Here is a 16,566-nt window from a genome sequence, read left to right on the forward strand (position 1 = left end):
TCCGGGTTGCGGGGGTAACGGGGGGATCGTGGACACGTCACAGCTGGAGACGCTGATCCCCGGCTTGGGCGCGTTCGGCACCTTCGGCACCGCTGTGATCATCCTCGCCAGGATGATCGGCCACGACCGCGGGCAGCTGGTGGCCGCCGACGAGCGGTACAAGCAGGAAGTGCGGGACCACGCCGAGACGCAGGCGGAGCTGGACCGGGAACGGGATCTGCGGCGCAAGGCGGAGGACTCGGTGGCCGAGCTGGGCCGCAAGGTCGAGGCACTGACCGAGCAGGTCACCAAGCAGACCAACCGGATCACCCACCTTGAGCAAGAGGTGGCCAGGCTGAACGGAGCGGCGGCATGAGGCACGGCGAGCAGGCGACGACGCTGCGGCGGTGGCCGCGGAGCCGGGCGATCGCCCTGGCAGCTCTGATCGCGCTGACCGGGGTGATGATGGGCTGGGCGCTGCGGGCCGCGACGGTACGCACGGAGACGGCGGAGCGACGTGCCACTACGGCGGTGTCGGTGGCGCAGCAGCTGTGCGACCAGGTGCGGCAGGCTGGCATGACGTGCGTGGAGGACCCCGAGCAGCTGCGCGGCGATCCAGGGCCGGCGGGCGCCGACGGGCAGGCCGGTCCGAGCGGCCCGCCTGGTCCGCGTGGGTGGCCGGGTGAGCCGGGCCCGTCTGGCCCGGCCGGGGATGACGGCGCGGATGGCGCGGATGGTGCTGGCCGGGTCGGTGCCGCCGGCGCGGCGGGGCCTGCCGGACCGTCGGGTCCGGCGGGGGCGCGCGGTCCGGAAGGCCCGGCGGGCCCCTCGGGGCCGCCCGGCCCGCCGGGCCCGTCTGGACCGGCCGGTGAGGACGGTCCGGCCTGCCCGGACGGCTACCACCCGCAGGAGGCGATGGTGCTCACCACCGGCGGAACACGGCAGGTGACCTTGTGCGCCCACGACGGCGAGTAGCTGCCACGGGACGCTAACCCCTCGCGGGGCCGATCGTGGCGGGCATGGACACCACTCTCTTCGCTTGGGTGCTCGACACCCCGTCGTGGGCGCTGCTGCTCGGCGTCATCAACCCGCTGCTCGTCTCGATCGTCAACCAGCCGCAGTGGTCGAAGTCGACCCGGCAGGCGGTGGCCATCGCGGTCGCCGTCGCGCTGGGCGTCGTCGGCTGCCTCGCCGACGGTTCGATCAGTGACGGCCAGACCGTGCTCCAGGTGGTCGCCGTCGTGGCGGTCGCGTCGCACGCCGCCTACAAGACCATCTTCTCGAAGGTCGCCCCGGTGGTGGAGGAGAAGACCAGCCGGCGCCAGGACTACGACCTGGCGTCCTGATCGCCGCTGGACTCGCCGCGCGTCCGCTCCTCCCGCAGCAGCTCGATCATGCGGACGGGGTGACGCGCGGCGATCTGTTCGAGGAGGCTGCGGCGTGCGTTCTTGGCGACCGGGCCGGCACGCAGTGCCTTCAGCTCGTCCGGGTGTTCCTGGCCGAGGCGTTCCAGCGCTCGCCGGCGGGGTCCGGCGCCCTCTGGTGGGAGGGCCTGGAGGGCTTCTCGCTCGGCGCGGGCGGCGGTCCGGACTGCTCTCCACTTCGCGCGGGTCTGCTCGGGGGCGCCCTTGCGGTCGTGCTGGTCGGCCATCTTCAGCAGCTCGCCGACGGCGGCGCGGGTACGGCGGCGGAGCACATCACCGCGGAACATGGCGATCGTGTCGGGGGTGGGCCGGTCCAGGTGCCGCAGCAGCTCCATGAGGAATCCGCGGTCGTCGGCGGCGGCGATCTCGGCGAGGCGCCTGGGGTCGCTCAACCCGGGCACGTCCTTTCGTCGGCAAGTCGCAGGTCCGATCAGCGTAGTTGTGTCGGTGGGGGTGCCGTAGCATGGGTGGTGGAAAGGCCAACTGGCGTGGGAAACACGTCCGTCTGCGGCACCTTTGAGCCCTTCGGGCAACGGGGTCTCCACCGTGACGGCGTGCGAGGTCTGAGCGGTTCGCTCCCGCGATGACGATCTCAGCTCGCGGGGTTGGCCTTCCGTTTTGCAGGGCCGCGGACATGGTGCGCGGCCCTGCTCCATGTCTGCTACACTTTGGGGTGTCAGGACGTTATGGTCCTGGCCGCGTTCCGCTTGGCCCGTGAGCGACGGGCCGGACGAGGAGACCCCTGACGATGACTGCTGTCATCCATGATCATGGTGTGGGTGCCGGACCGCCGGCCGATCCCGCGCCGCCTTCCAGACCGTGGTGGGCATCTGGCCCTGCCGTGGAGGTGCTGCCGTACGGCGCGCCGATGCCGGACTGGCACGCCATCCGCTTGACGGGCCTCGGCGGGAGTGATGCTCTCGCGGCGCTGAGCCTGTCCCCCTGGTCGACGCCGTACAAGCTGTGGCTGGACAAGTCCGGACGGCTGCCGCCGACACCGGCGAAGGGACGGCTGGCGTGGGGGCACCGGCTGGAGCCGGTCGCAGCCGATTGGTTCGCCGAGCTGCACGGCAAGCAGCTCGGGGTGACCGGCACCTGGCGGCATCCGGTTCCGCTGTTCGAGGTGGACGGCTTCGCCCGTTACATGCTGTGCAACCCGGACCGGTTCGTCGTCGGCGAGCCGGCCGGGGTCGAGATCAAGACGGTGGACGACCATTCCCCGGACGTGAAGCTGTGGCTGGGTGGCTCCGTGCCGGACTATCCGCAGGCCCAGGCGCAGTGGTGCATGGGAGTGACCGGGGCGCTCGGCTGGTACGTCGTGGCCGTGGTCGACGGCTGCGACGAACCGGTCGTGGAGTACGTCGCCCGCGACGACGACCTGATCGGCGAGCTGCGCGAGGCCGCCGCCCAGTTCTGCCGCGACCACCTGTGGCCGGACACCGCTCCGCCCGCCGACGCGCGGGCGGCCACGTCGGAGGCGCTCGCCGTCGCCGCGCTGGCGAGCATCACCGAGGCCAAGGAAGTCGACCTGGCCGAGCACACCGCGGACCTGCTCGCCCGCCGCCGGGATCTGAAGGCCCGGCGCAAGGCGCTGAAGGTCGAGCTGGACGAGGTGGAGAACGAGATCAAGGCGCAGCTGGTGGAGGCGGGCGCCGAGTACGGACGGCTCGGCGGGCGCCGTGCGGTCCGGCTCGCCCGCCGTTCCCGCGCCGGTTACACCGTCAACCCCTGCGAGTACGTCGAGTTGCGAGAGGTGAAGAGATGAGCTTGCGAGACCGAGTGAAAGATGCCCGGGCCGGACAGACCGCCGGACAGCCTGGCCCGGCCGTCGAGGGCACCGTCATGCCCGCGCAGCCGGACCAGCGTGCCGCGGTCCAGGTGTCCGGGTACGGCAGTGCCGTCGAGGCGCTGAGGCAGCGGGAGGAGCTGTTCAACCGGGCGGCTCCGGACGGCGGGCCGACCGGCGTGCAGCTGATCACCGATACCGTCACTGCGCTGTCGACGGTCAAGGGGCTGGACGAGTGCGACCCCCGCACGATCGTCGGGGCGGTGATGACCTGCGCGCAGCTGGGCCTGCGAGTCGGCGGGGCGACCGGGCAGGCGTACGTGCTGCCGTTCTGGAACAACGACCGGGGCCGCCGGGAGGCGACGTTCGTGCTCGGCTACAAGGGCCTGGTCAAGCTGGCCATGCAGTCGGGCCTGGTGCGTGGCATCGTCGCCCGGACGGTGTACGAGAAGGAGCTGCCGTCCTTCCGGTTGAGCTGGCACGAGGACCGTGACGAGCTGGTCCACGAGCCGTGGCTGCTGGACGACAAGCCGGGTGCGCCGGTGCTCTACTACGCTCGGGCGCTGCTCAACGGGGGCGGCTACCAGCTGACCCGGCCGGTGCACCGGGATGCGATGAAGGCGCACCGGGCCCGCTACGTCCGGATCAAGTCGGGCCCCTGGTTCGATGACCGCGGTGTGGCTGGTGATGGCTTCGAGGCGATGGCGCACAAGACGGTCGGGAAGCAGCTGGGCAAGTGGTTGCCGCTGTCGGCGACCGCTCGGCAGGCCATCGCGGCTGACGGCGGGGTACGGCACAACGACTCGCCGGACGCGCCGGTGGACGAGGTGACCGAGCACGCTGGTGACAGCGAGGCGGACGTCGAGCCCGGCCAGACGGTGGGCAACCCGGATGCGGCGTACGACGAGGCTGGCTGGCCGGCCGGGGCGCAGCCGCGCGGTTAGGCCAGACCGGCTGAGACGGCGTTGGAGGGGGCGTCTGGTCCGCTCACCCGGGCGTACCAGGCGTCCAGCTCCTCGGCGAGGCTGGGCGGGTCGATCGCTGCGGCGCGGGCACGTTGGTTCGCCAGGCGCATCTCGACCTGCTCTACGGGCAGCGCGAGCCAGGCGGCGATCTCCGCAGCGGTTGCCCCTGCCTCGGCCTCGACGGCGATCGCCGCGTCGATGACCCGCTCGGCGCAGAGCCGCAGCCGGCGGGCCGCTTGGAGGTGCTCGCCGAACTCGGCGTGCTGGTCGGCGTACGTCGGGACGAGGCTGGTCGCCAGTTCGGCGGTCAGCTGGAGCGCCTGCGACATGACGAGGCGAGGCCGGGCGCCGTCGCTGATCTGGGGCTGATGTGTCACGGGCCCGCCTTCCGCGGGGCTTGGGTACCAACCGGCTACCCGATCATGATGCGGCTGTGCCGGCTCGCGCATCCCCTTGCGAGTCACGTTGCACCGTTTGTACTGTCACACATACACACCACTCAGTTACTTGACTGGGTGGCCAGCCCTCGACGTCGGGGGCAGACCAGCGGGTGAGCGACCCGCCGCACGAACGGAGACCCCTGTGGTTCTACTTCAACCTCTCCCGGGTCAGGTTCCTGACCCGATCCTGACGGATCTCTCGCTGGCCATCGTAGCCACCAGTCGGCCGATCAGCCCTGGACCTTCCGGCCATCGCCGCACGTCGACCGTCCTGCCGCACAGTGGAGCGGAGGTGCAGCGGTGAGGGTCAAGGATCTGCGGCCGTGGATCAGCGCCGGGGTACTGGTGTGGGCCAACATGGCCGGCTGGCTCCCTGGCCGCTGGGTCAAGGAAGCGGTGTGCGCCCAGACCGACCCGGAAGCCTTCTTCCCCGAGGGCAAGGGCCAGACGTGGCGGGCCGCAGCGAAGCTGTGTGACGGCTGCCCGGTCAAGGAGATGTGCCTCAGCTACGCCGTGATCACCGACGAGCGGATCGGCGTCTGGGGCGGGCTCAGCCAGAAGCAGCGGTTCCGCCTGACGTCGATCCGGGTGCCCGGAACGAACGTGGAGGTGCAGCTACCGAAGCGCAGGCCGGGCCCGGTGTCCGGCCTGGACGGGCAGGTGCTGGAGCTGACCGCCGGTGATGCGAGCGCGGCCAGCATCGCGCGGGTCGCGGGCGTCAGCGAACGGTCAGTGCAGCGGGCCCGGCGGCGGGCTCGCGAGGCTGGCATGCAGGTCGAAGCGGCGGCGTGACGGGTGAGCCGGCACGCGCCGGCTCCTCGGATCACGACACGCCGACCGGGTGCGTGAATCTGAATCAGCAATGGAGTAGAACCGTGGCATGGCTGGCACCAAACCTGGGCGAGCGCCGAAGGGCGGCAAGCGCCGCCCCGTGCGCTTCCCGGACGAGCACCTCGACCGGTACGAGCGCGAGGCCAAGGAACTCGGCATCGCGTTCTCCGATTACGTCGCCAACCTCGCGGCACGCGCCTCGGGTCTCCCCGAGCCGTACCCGGCAGCAGCGCCCGCGCCGACGCTCCCCTTGGAGCTGGCAGCGGCCTAGAGACGAGAGCACAACCCAAAAAGCCGCAAAGGCCGCCTCCCGGATCCCACACCCAGAAGCGGCCCTCGCAACATCACCGAGGAGCCACATGCGTGACCCCTTGGGTCGTACTCGTGTGCCCATTTTGGCATACGAGTCGCCCACTCGCACACACCTCCGTCCCGCGGTTCGTCACATCGGCGAGGACGTTAACGTCGCGGTGCCGGTAGACACCCCGCTCATGAGTTCCCCCCGGATCCCTGGCGGTGTGGCATGACCTCCGACAACCCGCGCGGTGGCCTGCGCAAGCGTCGCCGCGACCCCTTCGTCCAGGTGCCGTCGAGCACGGTGGACGACTTCACCGTCCCGTTCCGCAGTCTGGGCGTGCTCACCTGGCTCCTGAACAAGCCCGAGGGCTGGGACGTCAACTCCATCCAGATCGCGAACGAGGGCAAGGGCAAGACCCTCCGCGGCCGTGAAGCCGCCCGCGAGGGCAGGGAGGCCGTCCGTACGGCGCTCCGCGAGCTGGCCCTGGCCGGCTACTACCGGCTGGAGAAGCGGCGGATGCTCGACCGCACCTTCGTCATGGGCACGGCTGTGTCGGAGACGCCGGTGGCGTCCTGGGCGGCGCAGGCCGAGTTCTTCGGCGGGAAGGCTGTCCCTCTGGTGGAGCAGCCGGACGGCTCGTTCAAGGTGAAGTACCCCGACGGCACGCTGCTAGACGACGAGTTCCCCCCGCCGCCGCGGCCGGACGCGGACAGCACCGCCGAGGAGGAAGACCCCGGAGACGGGTTTTCGGGCTCCGAGGATTCCGACACCCCCGGGGACGGGTTTCCGGGCTCCGGGAACCCGGGGTCCGGAAACCCGGGGCCCGGAGCGGCAGAGTCCGGAAACCCGGCGCCTATACAAGAGGAGTTACACCAGAGGGGTTACACAGATTCCGATCATCCTGCGGATGATCGGCGCGACGAGCGGTCTGCTGCCGTTCAGCCGACCCTCGACGGCGCCGTGCCGCCGCCCCGGACCCCAGCCGAGCCGAAGCGGCAACCGACAAACCACGACGTCGCTATGGGCATCGCCCGGAAGTGGATCGACCACCGGGCCAACCTCGGCGTGCCCGTCGTCGGCGGCCGGCCCCTGCACCAGCTCGCCTCGCTGATCCGCCCGTTCCTCGATGCCGACTACACCGAGGACGAGATCAAGCGCGCCCTCAACGGCCTCGGCGAGGGCATCCCGTCGAAGGCCCAGATGGAGCGGGCGCTCGTTCGGATCCGTGGACGGGCACCCCGCCCACCGGCCGGTGTGGCCGGTCGGCCCTCCCCCGGCGTCATGCAGGTCAACGACGCCTGGGCTGAGGACGTCCGCCCGGTCGGCGCGGGTGCTGCTGCGGGAGGTGCCTGGTGACCACGCAGGAAGTGACGGGTTCGGTCGGCAAGGCCATCGCCCGGCAGCGCCGCCCCGACACCCAGCAGGCCAGCTGGCTCGCGAAGGGTCTCCTCGGCGCGCTCCCGGAGCACCTACGCGACCAGGTGGGCGCCCTCGCAGCGGAACGTGCCGAGGCCGCGCGGCAGGCCCGCGAGGCGGGTCTCCCGGCCCCCGTAACGGGAACCGACGACGACGTTCCGGCCAGCGAGCTGGTGCTACGCCACCAATCCGCGATGCGGGAACGGGCGTTGCAGGCGTGCCTGCCCGACGACCGGGTGGCCGCCGACGTGGGACTCGCGTCCCTCGACACGGACCAGCACCCGGACGCGATCGCCGCGTGGCTGGCCGACCCGGACGCACGGACGGCGATCTTCGCCGGGAAGACCGGCTCCGGGAAGACCCAGGCCGCATACGCGACGGCCGCCGAAGCCGCCCGGCGCGGCGCCGCGACTCGGCTGCGGTCCGGTGAGGTCGTCACCAAGCAGCTCCTCGTACGGTCCTGGACGATGCACGGCTACCTCGCCGAGCTGCGCCCGGAGGGCTCGAAGCACCCGGTGTGGGAGATCCGCGACCGGGCGCGCACCGCTGAGCTGCTCATCCTCGATGACCTCGGCGCGGAGATGGACATCGAGGCGCGGGAGTTCGTACGGCGGGAGCTGCTGGAGCTGATCGAGTACCGGCTCAACGCGCGGCTCCGCACGATCGTGACCACGAACCTGCGGGCCCGCGACGTTGAGCGCCGCGACGGCACCCGGGTCGCGGGCCTGGAGACCATGCTCGGCGACCGGCTGTTCTCCCGGCTCCAGGACCGGGCCACCGCCTTCACGTTCCTCGGTCCGGACCGCCGCCAGCTGACGGGCCTCGACTGGTGACCGGCGGCGACGCTGAGGCCGAGGTGCGGTTCTGGGCGCAGGTCATCGAGGACGAGCGGAGGACCGTCTACTGCGAGCCCGGCCGGGTGACGGAGGTACGGCAGCTGCTCACCGAGCACGACATGGGCGATCAGTTCGACGTGCACGAGTCGCCGGCGTGTCTGCCCGGCCAGATCCTGATGGTCGACCACAACGCCCTCGACGCGGCGATGCGGCAGAGCAGCCAGCAAGCCCGACGGAGGCTCCGATGATCTTGCCCCAAGACGGTAGCCGGCCGGATGCCGTACAACGTGAGGACGGCCACGGGACCGGGTGAGCGAACCGGTGCCTGGCCGCTGAAACGCGCGGAGGGCGCCAGCAGAAGTGCTGGCGCCCTCCTTGCTGTCCCGCATAAACCCGCATACCCTGCCGGTAGCTCAACCCGAGGAGAACCCGTGTCGGACCCGCTTCGCTCTGCTCTCCGGCTCCGCCTGGGGGCACAGCTGCGCGTGGCCCGACGCACCCGCGGCCTGTCCGGCAAGCAGCTGGCCGAGCGGATCGGTGTCAGCCAGTCCAAGGTCTCGCGGATCGAGAGCGGCGAGCTGTGGCCGCCGATCGCCGACATCACCGCTTGGCTGGACGCCTGCTACGTCGACCAGCCCACGCGGGATCGGGCCCTCGCCCTGGCCGAGGCTATCGAGCACGGCGTCACCACCCTGCGGGACCTCCACCGGGGCTCCCTCGAAGTGCGCCAGCTGGAACTGACCAATCTCGACGGCCGGGCGACCCTCGTGCGCCACTTCCAGCCGCTGGTCGTCCCCGGGCTGTTCCACACCGCCGACTACGCCCGCGCCTGCATCACCGCCGCGAACCTGCACGGCGAGCGGGACGTGACCGCCGCCGTGCAGGCCCGAGTCGAGCGGGTCACCCGCATGCGGGCACCCGGCGCGCCGACCTACCACGCCGTCCTCACCGAAGCGGCACTGCGGTGGCGGCCCGCCGGCGACGTCGACCCCCGCCCCGGCGTGTGGCAAAGCATCCTCGACACCGCCGACGTGGACACCATCACCGTGCAGGTCATCCCCACCGGCACGCCGATGACGGCGCTGCCCACCAGCGGGTTCACGCTCCACTCGTTCCCCGACGACGACCCGCTGGTGATCGTGGAGACCGCCGCCGCCGAGATCACCTTCGCCGGCGATACGGAGACCAGCGACTTCGCCACCGTGTTCGACCGGATGACGGCCGCCGCGCTTCCGCCGGCCGAGTCCCTGACCTTCATCGAGCAGATGGCCACAACCGCCTCGTAGCACCACGCTGCGGGGCGTCGACCGTAGAGGAGATTCGATGGACCGCACGGACAAGACCCCGCCGCCGCTGAACGAGTTCGGCCCGTTCGACACCAGCAGCAACGAGGGCAGCTGCGTCACCGTGGCGAAGCACCCGACCGGATGGCGCGCCATCCGCGACAGCAAGAACCCCGACGGCGGCACCCAGTTCTACAACCCGCGCGAGTGGGACACCTTCGTGGCCGCGATCCGGTCCGGCTACCACGACTGATGACCGTGACGAACCCCCGCCCGGCTGAGCACACCGCCCGGCCGGGCGGCCGCGGTCTACGGGCCATCCTCGCCTCCGTCGGCGTCTCCAGCGTCGGCGACGGCATGTTCCTCGCCGCCGTGCCGCTGACCGCCGCCGCCCTCACCCGCTCACCCACGGCCGTCGCCGCCGTCACCGCCATCGGCTACCTGCCGTGGGTGGTCGTCGCGCCGTTCGCCGGCGCGCTGGTCGACCGGTGGCCGTACCGGGCGACCGTCCTGACGGCCGACATCACCCGCGCTGTCGCCGTCGCCGCGCTCGCCGCGGCGGTCGCCCTGGACGTGGCCACCGTGTGGATCCTGGCCGTCATCGCCGCCGTCGTGGTCACCGGGCAGGTGTTCCACGACATCGCCCTCCAGGCCGCCGTCGCCGAGCTGGCCCACCGCGACCCGGACACCCTGCACCACGTCAACGGCCGCATGTTCTCTCTCGACACCGCCGGGAAGAGCCTGATCGGGCCGCCGGTCGGCGCCGCCGCGTTCACCGCGGCCCGAGTCGTCCCGTACGCGGTCGACGCGGCCAGCTTCGCCGCGAGCGCCGCACTGCTGACCAGGCTCCCCCGAGGGCTACGCGCCGCCGGTGACCACACCGCCCCGATCGGCCGGGCCGTGAAGGACGGGCTGCTGTGGCTCGCCCGGCACCGCCGGCTGCGTACGCTCGCGCTCCTCGCCGCCGCCGCGAACCTCGCCTACAACGCGGCCTGGGCGACGTTCGTCCTCTACGCCACCTCCGAGCAGGGACTGCGGGTCACCGACGCCGGGTTCGGGCTGCTCGTCGCGGCCCTCGCGGCCGGCGGCGTGGTCATCGGGCCACTCGCCCACCGGATCACCCGTGCCGTCGGCGCCGAACCGGCCCTGCTGATCGGCGTGGTCGCCCACGCCGCCGCCTGGCCGGTCATCGCCGTGGTCGACAGCCCGTGGGTGGCGGCGCCGCTGCTCGCCGCCATCGGCGCGTCGCAGACGCTCATCACCACCGTCAACGCGGGACTGCGGCAGCTGCTCGTCCCGGCGGACATGCTCGGCCGCGTCATCGCCGGGTTCCGCACCGTCGCCAACAGCGCGTCACCGGCCGGCGCGGTCCTCGGTGGACTCATCGCCGCCAGTGCCGGCCTGCGAGCACCGATGGTGGCCGGAGGCGTCATCCTCGCCATGTCCGTCGCCGCGACCATCCCCACCCTGCTGCGAAAGCCCTGACTCGGCCGCGCAGCCAAGCCCCCGACCTGCACCAGGTCGGGGGCTTTTCGCCATCTGCGCGACGTCCATGCCGACCCACCCGGTTCGCGCCTTGCCTCCCCGCATGGATCCGCATACGCTAACTGCGCACGCCAATGCGCAACTATGCGTAAGCGTTCATGCGAAGGAGACCCCATGCCCGAGATCGGTCGGGCCCCGGCAACCATGCCGGGGCCCGGGCGCACCCAGCGCCCCACCAGCACCATCAACCCGTTCAGCGTCGCCACGATCCTCGCCTTCGGCGCGATGGTGACCCTGCTCGCCGTGGCGCTCGTGCAGCGCCACACCCCCGGCGGCAACCCCGACGGCGCGTTCGCCGGCGCCGTCGGCGCCCTGCTCATCGCCGTCGTCGCCGGGATCATCAGCGACCGGCGCACGAAGGTCACCCGCTGACCCGTGAGCCCCTACCGGTACACGTTGCGCCTCCACCGCGGCCTCTTCGTCAGGGCCGAGGTGGAGGCCAACATCGACCCCGCCGACAACGCCGCCCTCCGGGCCCAGTTCGAGGCGATGGTCAAGGCCAAGACCGGCACCCTCAACACCGACCTGACGAAGTGGACCCTGCGGGTGCACCGGCTCGGCGGCGGCATGGTCATCGCCACCGTCACCGTCGCCCGCTCCGGCGCGACGGTGGTGACCCGGTGAACATCCTCAACCGCAAGCCGGGCCGCCCGGTCAAGTCGACCCGCAAGAGCCGCCGGGAACAGCGCGAAGACGCGACCTGGAGACGCAAGTGGGCCGAGGCCGGCGACGACCCGGCCGCCCAGGCCGCCGTGCGCTACGACCAGGTGCGCGCGGCCGTCATGCGTCTCCGGCCGGCGCAGCGCGCCGCCGCCTGGCGGAAGGTCCACGTCGGTCTCGACGACCTGCTCCGCGACATCCAGACACTCTCGCAGTAAGGACCCCCCATGAAGCCCGAGGCCACCTACGCGGTGTCCGCCGGGGCCGGCCTCGCCTGCCTCGTCATCGCCACTCTGCTCTGGACGGTCGGCAACCGGATGCTGCCGCGCGTCACCACAGTCCTCGTCATGACCGGGGTGTCCGGCCTCATCACCACCTGGGCCGGCGAGCAGGCGGACGGCGCGGTCGGTTCCATCACCAAGCTGATCGACAAGCTCACCATGGACAAGCTCGACGCGAAGGTCTCCGGCCTCATCGCCCTGGCGGCCTTCTTCGTGGTTGCCGTGCACATGTGGCGCAAGCAGGTCGACTGGATCACCCTCGCCGCCGCCGCGCTGCTCCCCCTCGCTGTCCGGTCCGCCACCGGCGACTTCGGTGACGGCCTGGAGCAGCTGGTCAAGGGCATCACCGAGTTCGTCGGCAGCATCGTCGGCTCCTTCACCGGCACCGGAAAGAAGTAACGATGGAGATCACGTGGATCGGCCTGATCTGGATCGCCGTCATCGCGACCGTGATCTATAAGGCCGGAGGGAAAGGCAAGGCCGCCGTCGCCGGCTTCTACCGGGGCCGCGTCGAGGCGTGGAAGGGCTCCAGCCCCGAACCGGCCCCCGCAGGCGTCAAGGTGGGCGCCGCGATCGCCACCGGCGCCGTCGGCGGTTTCCTCTACCTGCGCGGCTTCGCCAAGGGCATGAAGGAGGGCTGGCCCACCGGATCCGCGACCGCCCGGAAGTGGTACGAGCAGCGCACCAAGAAGGAGGCGGGCACGGACGAACCGGGCCTATGCCCGCAGGCCGACTGCCGCGCCAACCTCGCCAAGATGGGCTGGCCCGCGCAGCACCAGAACCGCAAGCGGGAGCTGTGCCAGTACGACTGGAAGACCGACTCCCGCTGGCAGCGCTGCCCCGACTGCAAGACCATCCTCCTGCCCGGAGACAAGTGCGTCGACTGCAACACCACCGCCGACCGCAAGGCCAAGCCGGTGCCCACAGCCGCACCGGAAACGAAGCCGGCCGCCCCGGCCGAGCAGCAGGACGACACGTGCCAGAGGTTCCCGCTGCCGTGGCCGAGCACCCAGCAGTGCACCAACCCGAAGGCCCCCGGCGAGCCGTACTGCCAGACCTGCATCGACACCATCGAGAAGCAGCAGACCCTCACCGAGGAGCTCAAGAAGGTCGCCCGCGACGAACCTCACCGCCTGTGCCGCTACAACACCGGCCGCTCGAACTGCACCGACCTGCGCGACGAGCAGCTCGGCAACGGCTACTGCACCCGCCACGACGCGCTGGTCGCCGCCGAGAACGCCCGGACCAGCCAGTGCCGGCACGTGTCGCCCCCGATCGGCGGTCAGGGTCCGGGCGAGCGGTGCACCGACGAGGCCACCGAGGTCGGCGACCTGTGCAAGCGGCACGCCAAGACAGCCGACGAGCAGGAGCGGACCAACCGCCGCCACCTGCGACTGGCCAGCGACAACACCACGACGACCGAAGGGGGCACCACGGTGCCGATCGAGACCGCGACCGGCGGTGACGTGCGGAACCTGGAGCAGGTCCGCGCCGAGCTGGACAGCATCATCCGCGAGCAGGAAGCCGAGCGGGAGGACGCCCAGTCCTACCTCCAGCGGGTCATGGAGGAAGCCAAGTGGCACACCGATCTCAAGCACTGGGTGGAGGGCTACAACTTCCCCGATGACGTGATCGGCGCTGTCCGCGACCTCGCCGACCACACGAACGGCCGCGTCAACGCCGCCGCCGCCCGGATCGCCGCGGCCGACGGCACCCTCTCCGACGCCCGGCAGGCCCTCTCCGAGGTCGACCCGCACCGGCAGGTCAAGGCCGCCGTCGACCAGGCCGGCGGCATGGCCGTCACCGACGCCTACGCCATCTGAACAGGAGCATCCAGATGAACCTCACCGACGCGAAGCGGTACGCCGGAGACCTCCAGGTGACGGCCTCCCGGGACGTCGAGGACGCCCGCGCCGCCCGCCAGCTCGCAGACGAGGACCTCGCCCGGTTCGACCGCTTCCACGGCAACATGATCCGGCTGTTCGGCCCGACCGGGGCCGGTGTCGCGGCCGTCGGTCGTCTCCGCGACCGCGCGCAGCAGCGCGCCCAGGCCGCCACCGACCGCGCTAAGCACGCCGACGCCAGCCGCGGCATCGCCAGCACGATCCTCGGCCTGATCGACCAGCACCTGTCCATCCGCGAACGCGGCCAGGCCGCCGGTGGCCTCGCCCAACGCGAGACGTACGGCGCCGGACCGAACACCACCACCCGCACCAACTGATCAACCCGGCGGCCCCGGACCACTCCGGCCCGGGGCCGCCCCCACGAAGAAGGAGGAAGCCGTGTTCGGCAAGACCCAGCAGCAACCCGCGCCGCGCCGCCGCGTGTGGTGGCCGCTGCGCGCGCTCGGCGCCCTCATCAGCGGCCTCGTCCGCGCGATCACCTGGGTCATCCGGCTGTCGCTGCGCTACGGCTGGCGGTACCGGCAGCTGCTCGCCCCGCTCTACGCCTCCCTCTGGCTGGCCATCGCCGCGGTGCTGCTCCACGGCACCCACAAGCCATGGCAGACCGTCACCGCCGGCACCGCGATCGCCGCCGTCTACCTCGCCCTCTGGATCCGCCGCCGCAGCAGGCAGAGCCGCAAGCTCCGCCGCGCGAAGCAGGTCTACGCCTGGGCGTGCCTCACCACCGCCGCCGTCTGGTCCCTGATCCTCACCACCTGGACCCTGCCGCTGACCTGGACCGCCGGCATCCACGCCGCGCTCACCATCGCCGCCGCCGGCCCGTGGATCTGGGACCGGCGGGTACGCCGCCCGAAGCCGCTGACCCCGCAGCAGGTCATCTGGGCGGAGAAGCTGGGTGCCCCGAACCGGAGGCTCGCCGGCACCGAGCTGATCGACGTGAAGCCCGGCAAGGGCAACATCGAGTGGGAAGGCGTGATCGTCGGGGAGCCGGGCCTGTTCACCACCGGCCAGGCCGTCGCCGCTCAGGAGTTCATCGGCTCCGCATACCGGTGCTCGCGCGGTGAGTTCGTGGTCGAGCCGGAGGCGTCGGAGCGTCTCGACACCGCCCGCGTTATGAAGGTCAACGCCAACAAGACGTACGCGAAGACCGACTACGACGACAGCTGGAAGGGCCTGGAGCACGGCTCCGTAGCCCTCACCACCTACCCCGACGGGGCGCGGGGCCGGTTCGCGATCTACGTGCCGCAGGCCGGCACCGTCAACTCGGTGTTCGCCGGCGACTCGGGGTCCGGGAAGAGTAAGGGCTTCTCCACCGCCTGCACCCAGGTCACCGACACCGGCCTGGTCGTGCCGTGGGCGGCGTGCCCGCAGGGCGGCCAGTCCTTCCCGGCCTGGGCTGGCAAGGAGGGCCAGGCCGACTACATCGCCCGCGACCCGGAGCAGTGCATCGAGCTGCTGGAGGCGTTCCGCAACGCCCTGTTCGCCCGGTCCGCGGTCCTCGGTGAGCTGCCGTTCCAGACCAGCAAGGGCAAGATCCGCCACGGCATCGCCCGCTACGACCCGGACATCATGGTGCTGGTCGACGGGCAGCCCATGCGCCTCGGCGAGTACATGCCGATCCTGTGGGTCGCCGCCGACGAGATTCCCGTCCTGTTCCGCTACGACCCCGACAGCCGGTCCCTCGTCGCCGAGATCGTCAAGCTCGACGGCAAGGTCGGCGGCTGCCTGGCCGTCGGCGTGCAGATGCCGTCCATCCCCGAGCTGGGCAACAACGACACCATCCGGCAGAACACCAAGGGCAACGTCGTCGCGTTCCGGAACAACGAGCCCGTCGGCAAGGGCATGATCCTCTCGGCGCACATGCCGTCACCGGACCAGATCCCGCTGCACCCCCCGGGCCAGCCGTACGAGCACACCAAGGGCACCTGCGTGCTGGAGTCCATCGCCCCCGGCAGCGCCCGCGCCACGTTCTCCCGCACGCCGTCGGTCGCGGACGAGGACGACTTCGAGCACGCGGAGGCGGCAGCCGCCCGCCGCCCGGCGCTGGACGAGATCACCGCCCGCGGCGCGGGCCGCGACTACTACGAGCAGTGGAAGCGGTCGCCGCTGGCACCGAAGGCGGTCCGCCCCGGCTACAACCGGGCCACCGAACCCACGATGCCCGTAGAGGCCCCGGCCCGTGAGGTCATCACCGTTCAGGCAGCCAACCCGGCCCCTGCCCCTTCCCCGGCTCCCGTCCCGGCCGCTGCGCCTGCCGCGGCGGCGCAGCCCAGGGCGCGCGGCACGGTCGTGGACAAGGCGGTCGACTTCCTCACCGAGCACGGCCCGGCCACCACCTCCGTCATCGCCACCGCCATCAACGCGACCCGCAGCACCGTCTCCACCTCCCTCGGCCGGGAGGTGTCCCGACCCGGCGCCCGCGTGCGCCGCACCGACCGCGACGGCGAGTGGGCGCTCGCGACCCGTACCGCCCGGCAGCTTCAGGAGGTAGCGTGACCATCACCGGCCGCCGCTGGACCCGCCCGCCGAAGACCCACCCCGAGTGGTGCGACGTCCCCCGTTGCCAAGCCCTCAGCCTGTCCGGCGAGCACCGCAGCGAGCCGATCCGCCGGCACGTTCCGGACCTCGGCGTCGTCGTCGCCACCCTCACCCAGATCCCCGGCCGGCGGGTTCGGCTCGACGTGACTCTCTCCGCGCCGCTGCCCAGCGACCACCGCGCCGCGCTACGCGCCGAGGTGGTCGCCGATCAGCTCGCCGCCGCGCTCACCCAGATCGCTGGCACGCCCCGCCGCGCGCCGGAACTCCCCGCCAGCGCGCCCCGGCGCGCGAACCCCCTCACCTCCAACGCGCGCCCGGCGCGCGCCATCGCCCGCTAGGAGCGCGCCGATGCATCTGCGACACGCTCACCCCGCCCCGAC

Annotated in this window: 23 protein-coding genes; 21 read left to right on the forward strand and 2 right to left on the reverse strand. The window is 71.8% G+C overall.

Annotated elements, in window-relative coordinates; genetic code table 11:
• Window positions 1–28 precede the first annotated feature (28 nt).
• Genes FB454_RS30075 through FB454_RS30085 form a run of 3 tightly spaced genes read left to right on the forward strand, consistent with a single transcriptional unit; the run spans window position 29 to window position 1,325 of the window.
• Window positions 29–355 carry a hypothetical protein gene (locus tag FB454_RS30075; RefSeq protein ID WP_145823977.1) on the forward strand — a complete coding sequence of 109 codons (327 nt, stop codon included), beginning with the start codon at window positions 29–31 and terminating at the stop codon, window positions 353–355.
• Window positions 352–954 (forward strand): hypothetical protein, encoded by a 603-nt coding sequence (locus FB454_RS30080; RefSeq protein ID WP_145823978.1) that lies wholly within the window; start codon window positions 352–354, stop codon window positions 952–954. Before FB454_RS30075 ends, FB454_RS30080 begins: the two co-directional genes overlap by 4 nt.
• A gap of 44 nt (window positions 955–998) precedes the next feature.
• Window positions 999–1,325 (forward strand): hypothetical protein, encoded by a 327-nt coding sequence (locus FB454_RS30085; RefSeq protein ID WP_145755456.1) that lies wholly within the window; start codon window positions 999–1,001, stop codon window positions 1,323–1,325.
• On the opposite strand, the gene FB454_RS30090 is transcribed toward FB454_RS30085, so the two are convergent.
• Window positions 1,307–1,795, reverse strand: coding sequence for a hypothetical protein (locus FB454_RS30090; RefSeq protein WP_145823979.1), 489 nt, complete (start codon window positions 1,793–1,795; stop codon window positions 1,307–1,309). The genes FB454_RS30085 and FB454_RS30090 overlap by 19 nt on opposite strands.
• A 449-nt stretch (window positions 1,796–2,244) precedes the next feature.
• Between FB454_RS30090 and FB454_RS30095 the strand changes: the two genes are divergently transcribed.
• Together FB454_RS30095 and FB454_RS30100 are read left to right on the forward strand one after the other, a co-directional pair.
• A complete protein-coding gene (locus tag FB454_RS30095; RefSeq protein WP_186461689.1) occupies window positions 2,245–3,168 on the forward strand; it encodes a lambda-exonuclease family protein in 924 nt (307 codons plus the stop codon).
• Window positions 3,165–4,133 (forward strand): recombinase RecT, encoded by a 969-nt coding sequence (locus tag FB454_RS30100; RefSeq protein WP_145823981.1) that lies wholly within the window; start codon window positions 3,165–3,167, stop codon window positions 4,131–4,133. Before FB454_RS30095 ends, FB454_RS30100 begins: the two co-directional genes overlap by 4 nt.
• Here the strand turns inward: FB454_RS30100 and FB454_RS30105 are convergent.
• Entirely contained in the window at window positions 4,130–4,531 is a 402-nt protein-coding gene (locus FB454_RS30105) for a hypothetical protein (protein WP_145823982.1), read from the reverse strand. The two genes, FB454_RS30100 and FB454_RS30105, sit on opposite strands and share 4 nt — an antisense overlap.
• Window positions 4,532–4,894: 363 nt before the next feature.
• Between FB454_RS30105 and FB454_RS30110 the strand changes: the two genes are divergently transcribed.
• The 16 genes from FB454_RS30110 to FB454_RS30185 all read left to right on the forward strand — a co-directional run bounded on the left by FB454_RS30110 (window position 4,895) and on the right by FB454_RS30185 (window position 16,524).
• Window positions 4,895–5,386, forward strand: coding sequence for a WhiB family transcriptional regulator (locus FB454_RS30110; protein ID WP_455768827.1), 492 nt, complete (start codon window positions 4,895–4,897; stop codon window positions 5,384–5,386).
• 88 nt (window positions 5,387–5,474) lie between these two features.
• Window positions 5,475–5,696, forward strand: coding sequence for a hypothetical protein (locus tag FB454_RS30115; RefSeq protein WP_145755461.1), 222 nt, complete (start codon window positions 5,475–5,477; stop codon window positions 5,694–5,696).
• A gap of 327 nt (window positions 5,697–6,023) precedes the next feature.
• The gene (locus FB454_RS30120) at window positions 6,024–7,079 is read left to right on the forward strand and encodes a hypothetical protein (RefSeq protein WP_145755462.1); all 1,056 of its coding nucleotides are present in this window, start codon (window positions 6,024–6,026) and stop codon (window positions 7,077–7,079) included.
• The gene (locus FB454_RS30125) at window positions 7,076–7,972 is read left to right on the forward strand and encodes a P-loop NTPase family protein (RefSeq protein ID WP_145755463.1); all 897 of its coding nucleotides are present in this window, start codon (window positions 7,076–7,078) and stop codon (window positions 7,970–7,972) included. The genes FB454_RS30120 and FB454_RS30125 overlap by 4 nt, the downstream gene beginning before the upstream one ends.
• A complete protein-coding gene (locus tag FB454_RS30130; RefSeq protein ID WP_145755464.1) occupies window positions 7,969–8,223 on the forward strand; it encodes a hypothetical protein in 255 nt (84 codons plus the stop codon). The genes FB454_RS30125 and FB454_RS30130 overlap by 4 nt, the downstream gene beginning before the upstream one ends.
• A gap of 27 nt (window positions 8,224–8,250) precedes the next feature.
• On the forward strand, window positions 8,251–9,261 hold the full coding sequence (locus FB454_RS30135; RefSeq protein WP_145755465.1) for a helix-turn-helix domain-containing protein: 1,011 nt from the start codon (window positions 8,251–8,253) through the stop codon (window positions 9,259–9,261).
• A gap of 37 nt (window positions 9,262–9,298) precedes the next feature.
• Window positions 9,299–9,511, forward strand: a complete 213-nt coding sequence (locus FB454_RS30140) for a DUF397 domain-containing protein (protein ID WP_145755466.1) — start codon at window positions 9,299–9,301, stop codon at window positions 9,509–9,511.
• Entirely contained in the window at window positions 9,511–10,743 is a 1,233-nt protein-coding gene (locus FB454_RS30145; RefSeq protein WP_186461691.1) for an MFS transporter, read from the forward strand. The genes FB454_RS30140 and FB454_RS30145 overlap by 1 nt, the downstream gene beginning before the upstream one ends.
• A 174-nt stretch (window positions 10,744–10,917) precedes the next feature.
• On the forward strand, window positions 10,918–11,175 hold the full coding sequence (locus FB454_RS30150; RefSeq protein WP_145755468.1) for a hypothetical protein: 258 nt from the start codon (window positions 10,918–10,920) through the stop codon (window positions 11,173–11,175).
• 3 nt (window positions 11,176–11,178) lie between these two features.
• The gene (locus FB454_RS30155) at window positions 11,179–11,427 is read left to right on the forward strand and encodes a hypothetical protein (RefSeq protein ID WP_145755469.1); all 249 of its coding nucleotides are present in this window, start codon (window positions 11,179–11,181) and stop codon (window positions 11,425–11,427) included.
• The gene (locus FB454_RS30160; RefSeq protein WP_145755470.1) at window positions 11,424–11,681 is read left to right on the forward strand and encodes a hypothetical protein; all 258 of its coding nucleotides are present in this window, start codon (window positions 11,424–11,426) and stop codon (window positions 11,679–11,681) included. The genes FB454_RS30155 and FB454_RS30160 overlap by 4 nt, the downstream gene beginning before the upstream one ends.
• A 9-nt stretch (window positions 11,682–11,690) precedes the next feature.
• Complete coding sequence (locus tag FB454_RS30165; protein WP_145755471.1) at window positions 11,691–12,143, forward strand: hypothetical protein; 453 nt, start codon at window positions 11,691–11,693, stop codon at window positions 12,141–12,143.
• A 2-nt stretch (window positions 12,144–12,145) separates the two neighbouring features.
• Window positions 12,146–13,567: a hypothetical protein gene (locus FB454_RS30170; RefSeq protein WP_145755472.1), complete on the forward strand. Its 1,422-nt coding sequence runs from the start codon at window positions 12,146–12,148 to the stop codon at window positions 13,565–13,567.
• A gap of 14 nt (window positions 13,568–13,581) precedes the next feature.
• The gene (locus tag FB454_RS30175) at window positions 13,582–13,965 is read left to right on the forward strand and encodes a hypothetical protein (protein WP_145755473.1); all 384 of its coding nucleotides are present in this window, start codon (window positions 13,582–13,584) and stop codon (window positions 13,963–13,965) included.
• 61 nt (window positions 13,966–14,026) lie between these two features.
• Window positions 14,027–16,144: a hypothetical protein gene (locus tag FB454_RS30180; protein WP_145755474.1), complete on the forward strand. Its 2,118-nt coding sequence runs from the start codon at window positions 14,027–14,029 to the stop codon at window positions 16,142–16,144.
• Window positions 16,141–16,524 (forward strand): hypothetical protein, encoded by a 384-nt coding sequence (locus FB454_RS30185; protein ID WP_145823983.1) that lies wholly within the window; start codon window positions 16,141–16,143, stop codon window positions 16,522–16,524. Before FB454_RS30180 ends, FB454_RS30185 begins: the two co-directional genes overlap by 4 nt.
• Window positions 16,525–16,566 lie beyond the last annotated feature (42 nt).

It is taken from the genome of Micromonospora sp. CNZ297 (assembly GCF_007827625.1).

Bases quoted from the DNA above. Each gene is read 5' to 3' on its own strand.
- FB454_RS30080 (WP_145823978.1), top strand. From the start codon at position 352: ATGAGGCACGGCGAGCAGGCGACGACGCTGCGGCGGTGGCCGCGGAGC.
- FB454_RS30085 (WP_145755456.1), top strand. From the start codon at position 999: ATGGACACCACTCTCTTCGCTTGGGTGCTCGACACCCCGTCGTGGGCG.
- FB454_RS30100 (WP_145823981.1), top strand. From the start codon at position 3,165: ATGAGCTTGCGAGACCGAGTGAAAGATGCCCGGGCCGGACAGACCGCC.
- FB454_RS30115 (WP_145755461.1), top strand. From the start codon at position 5,475: ATGGCTGGCACCAAACCTGGGCGAGCGCCGAAGGGCGGCAAGCGCCGC.
- FB454_RS30135 (WP_145755465.1), top strand. From the start codon at position 8,251: ATGCCGTACAACGTGAGGACGGCCACGGGACCGGGTGAGCGAACCGGT.
- FB454_RS30140 (WP_145755466.1), top strand. From the start codon at position 9,299: ATGGACCGCACGGACAAGACCCCGCCGCCGCTGAACGAGTTCGGCCCG.
- FB454_RS30145 (WP_186461691.1), top strand. From the start codon at position 9,511: ATGACCGTGACGAACCCCCGCCCGGCTGAGCACACCGCCCGGCCGGGC.
- FB454_RS30150 (WP_145755468.1), top strand. From the start codon at position 10,918: ATGCCCGAGATCGGTCGGGCCCCGGCAACCATGCCGGGGCCCGGGCGC.
- FB454_RS30165 (WP_145755471.1), top strand. From the start codon at position 11,691: ATGAAGCCCGAGGCCACCTACGCGGTGTCCGCCGGGGCCGGCCTCGCC.
- FB454_RS30170 (WP_145755472.1), top strand. From the start codon at position 12,146: ATGGAGATCACGTGGATCGGCCTGATCTGGATCGCCGTCATCGCGACC.
- FB454_RS30175 (WP_145755473.1), top strand. From the start codon at position 13,582: ATGAACCTCACCGACGCGAAGCGGTACGCCGGAGACCTCCAGGTGACG.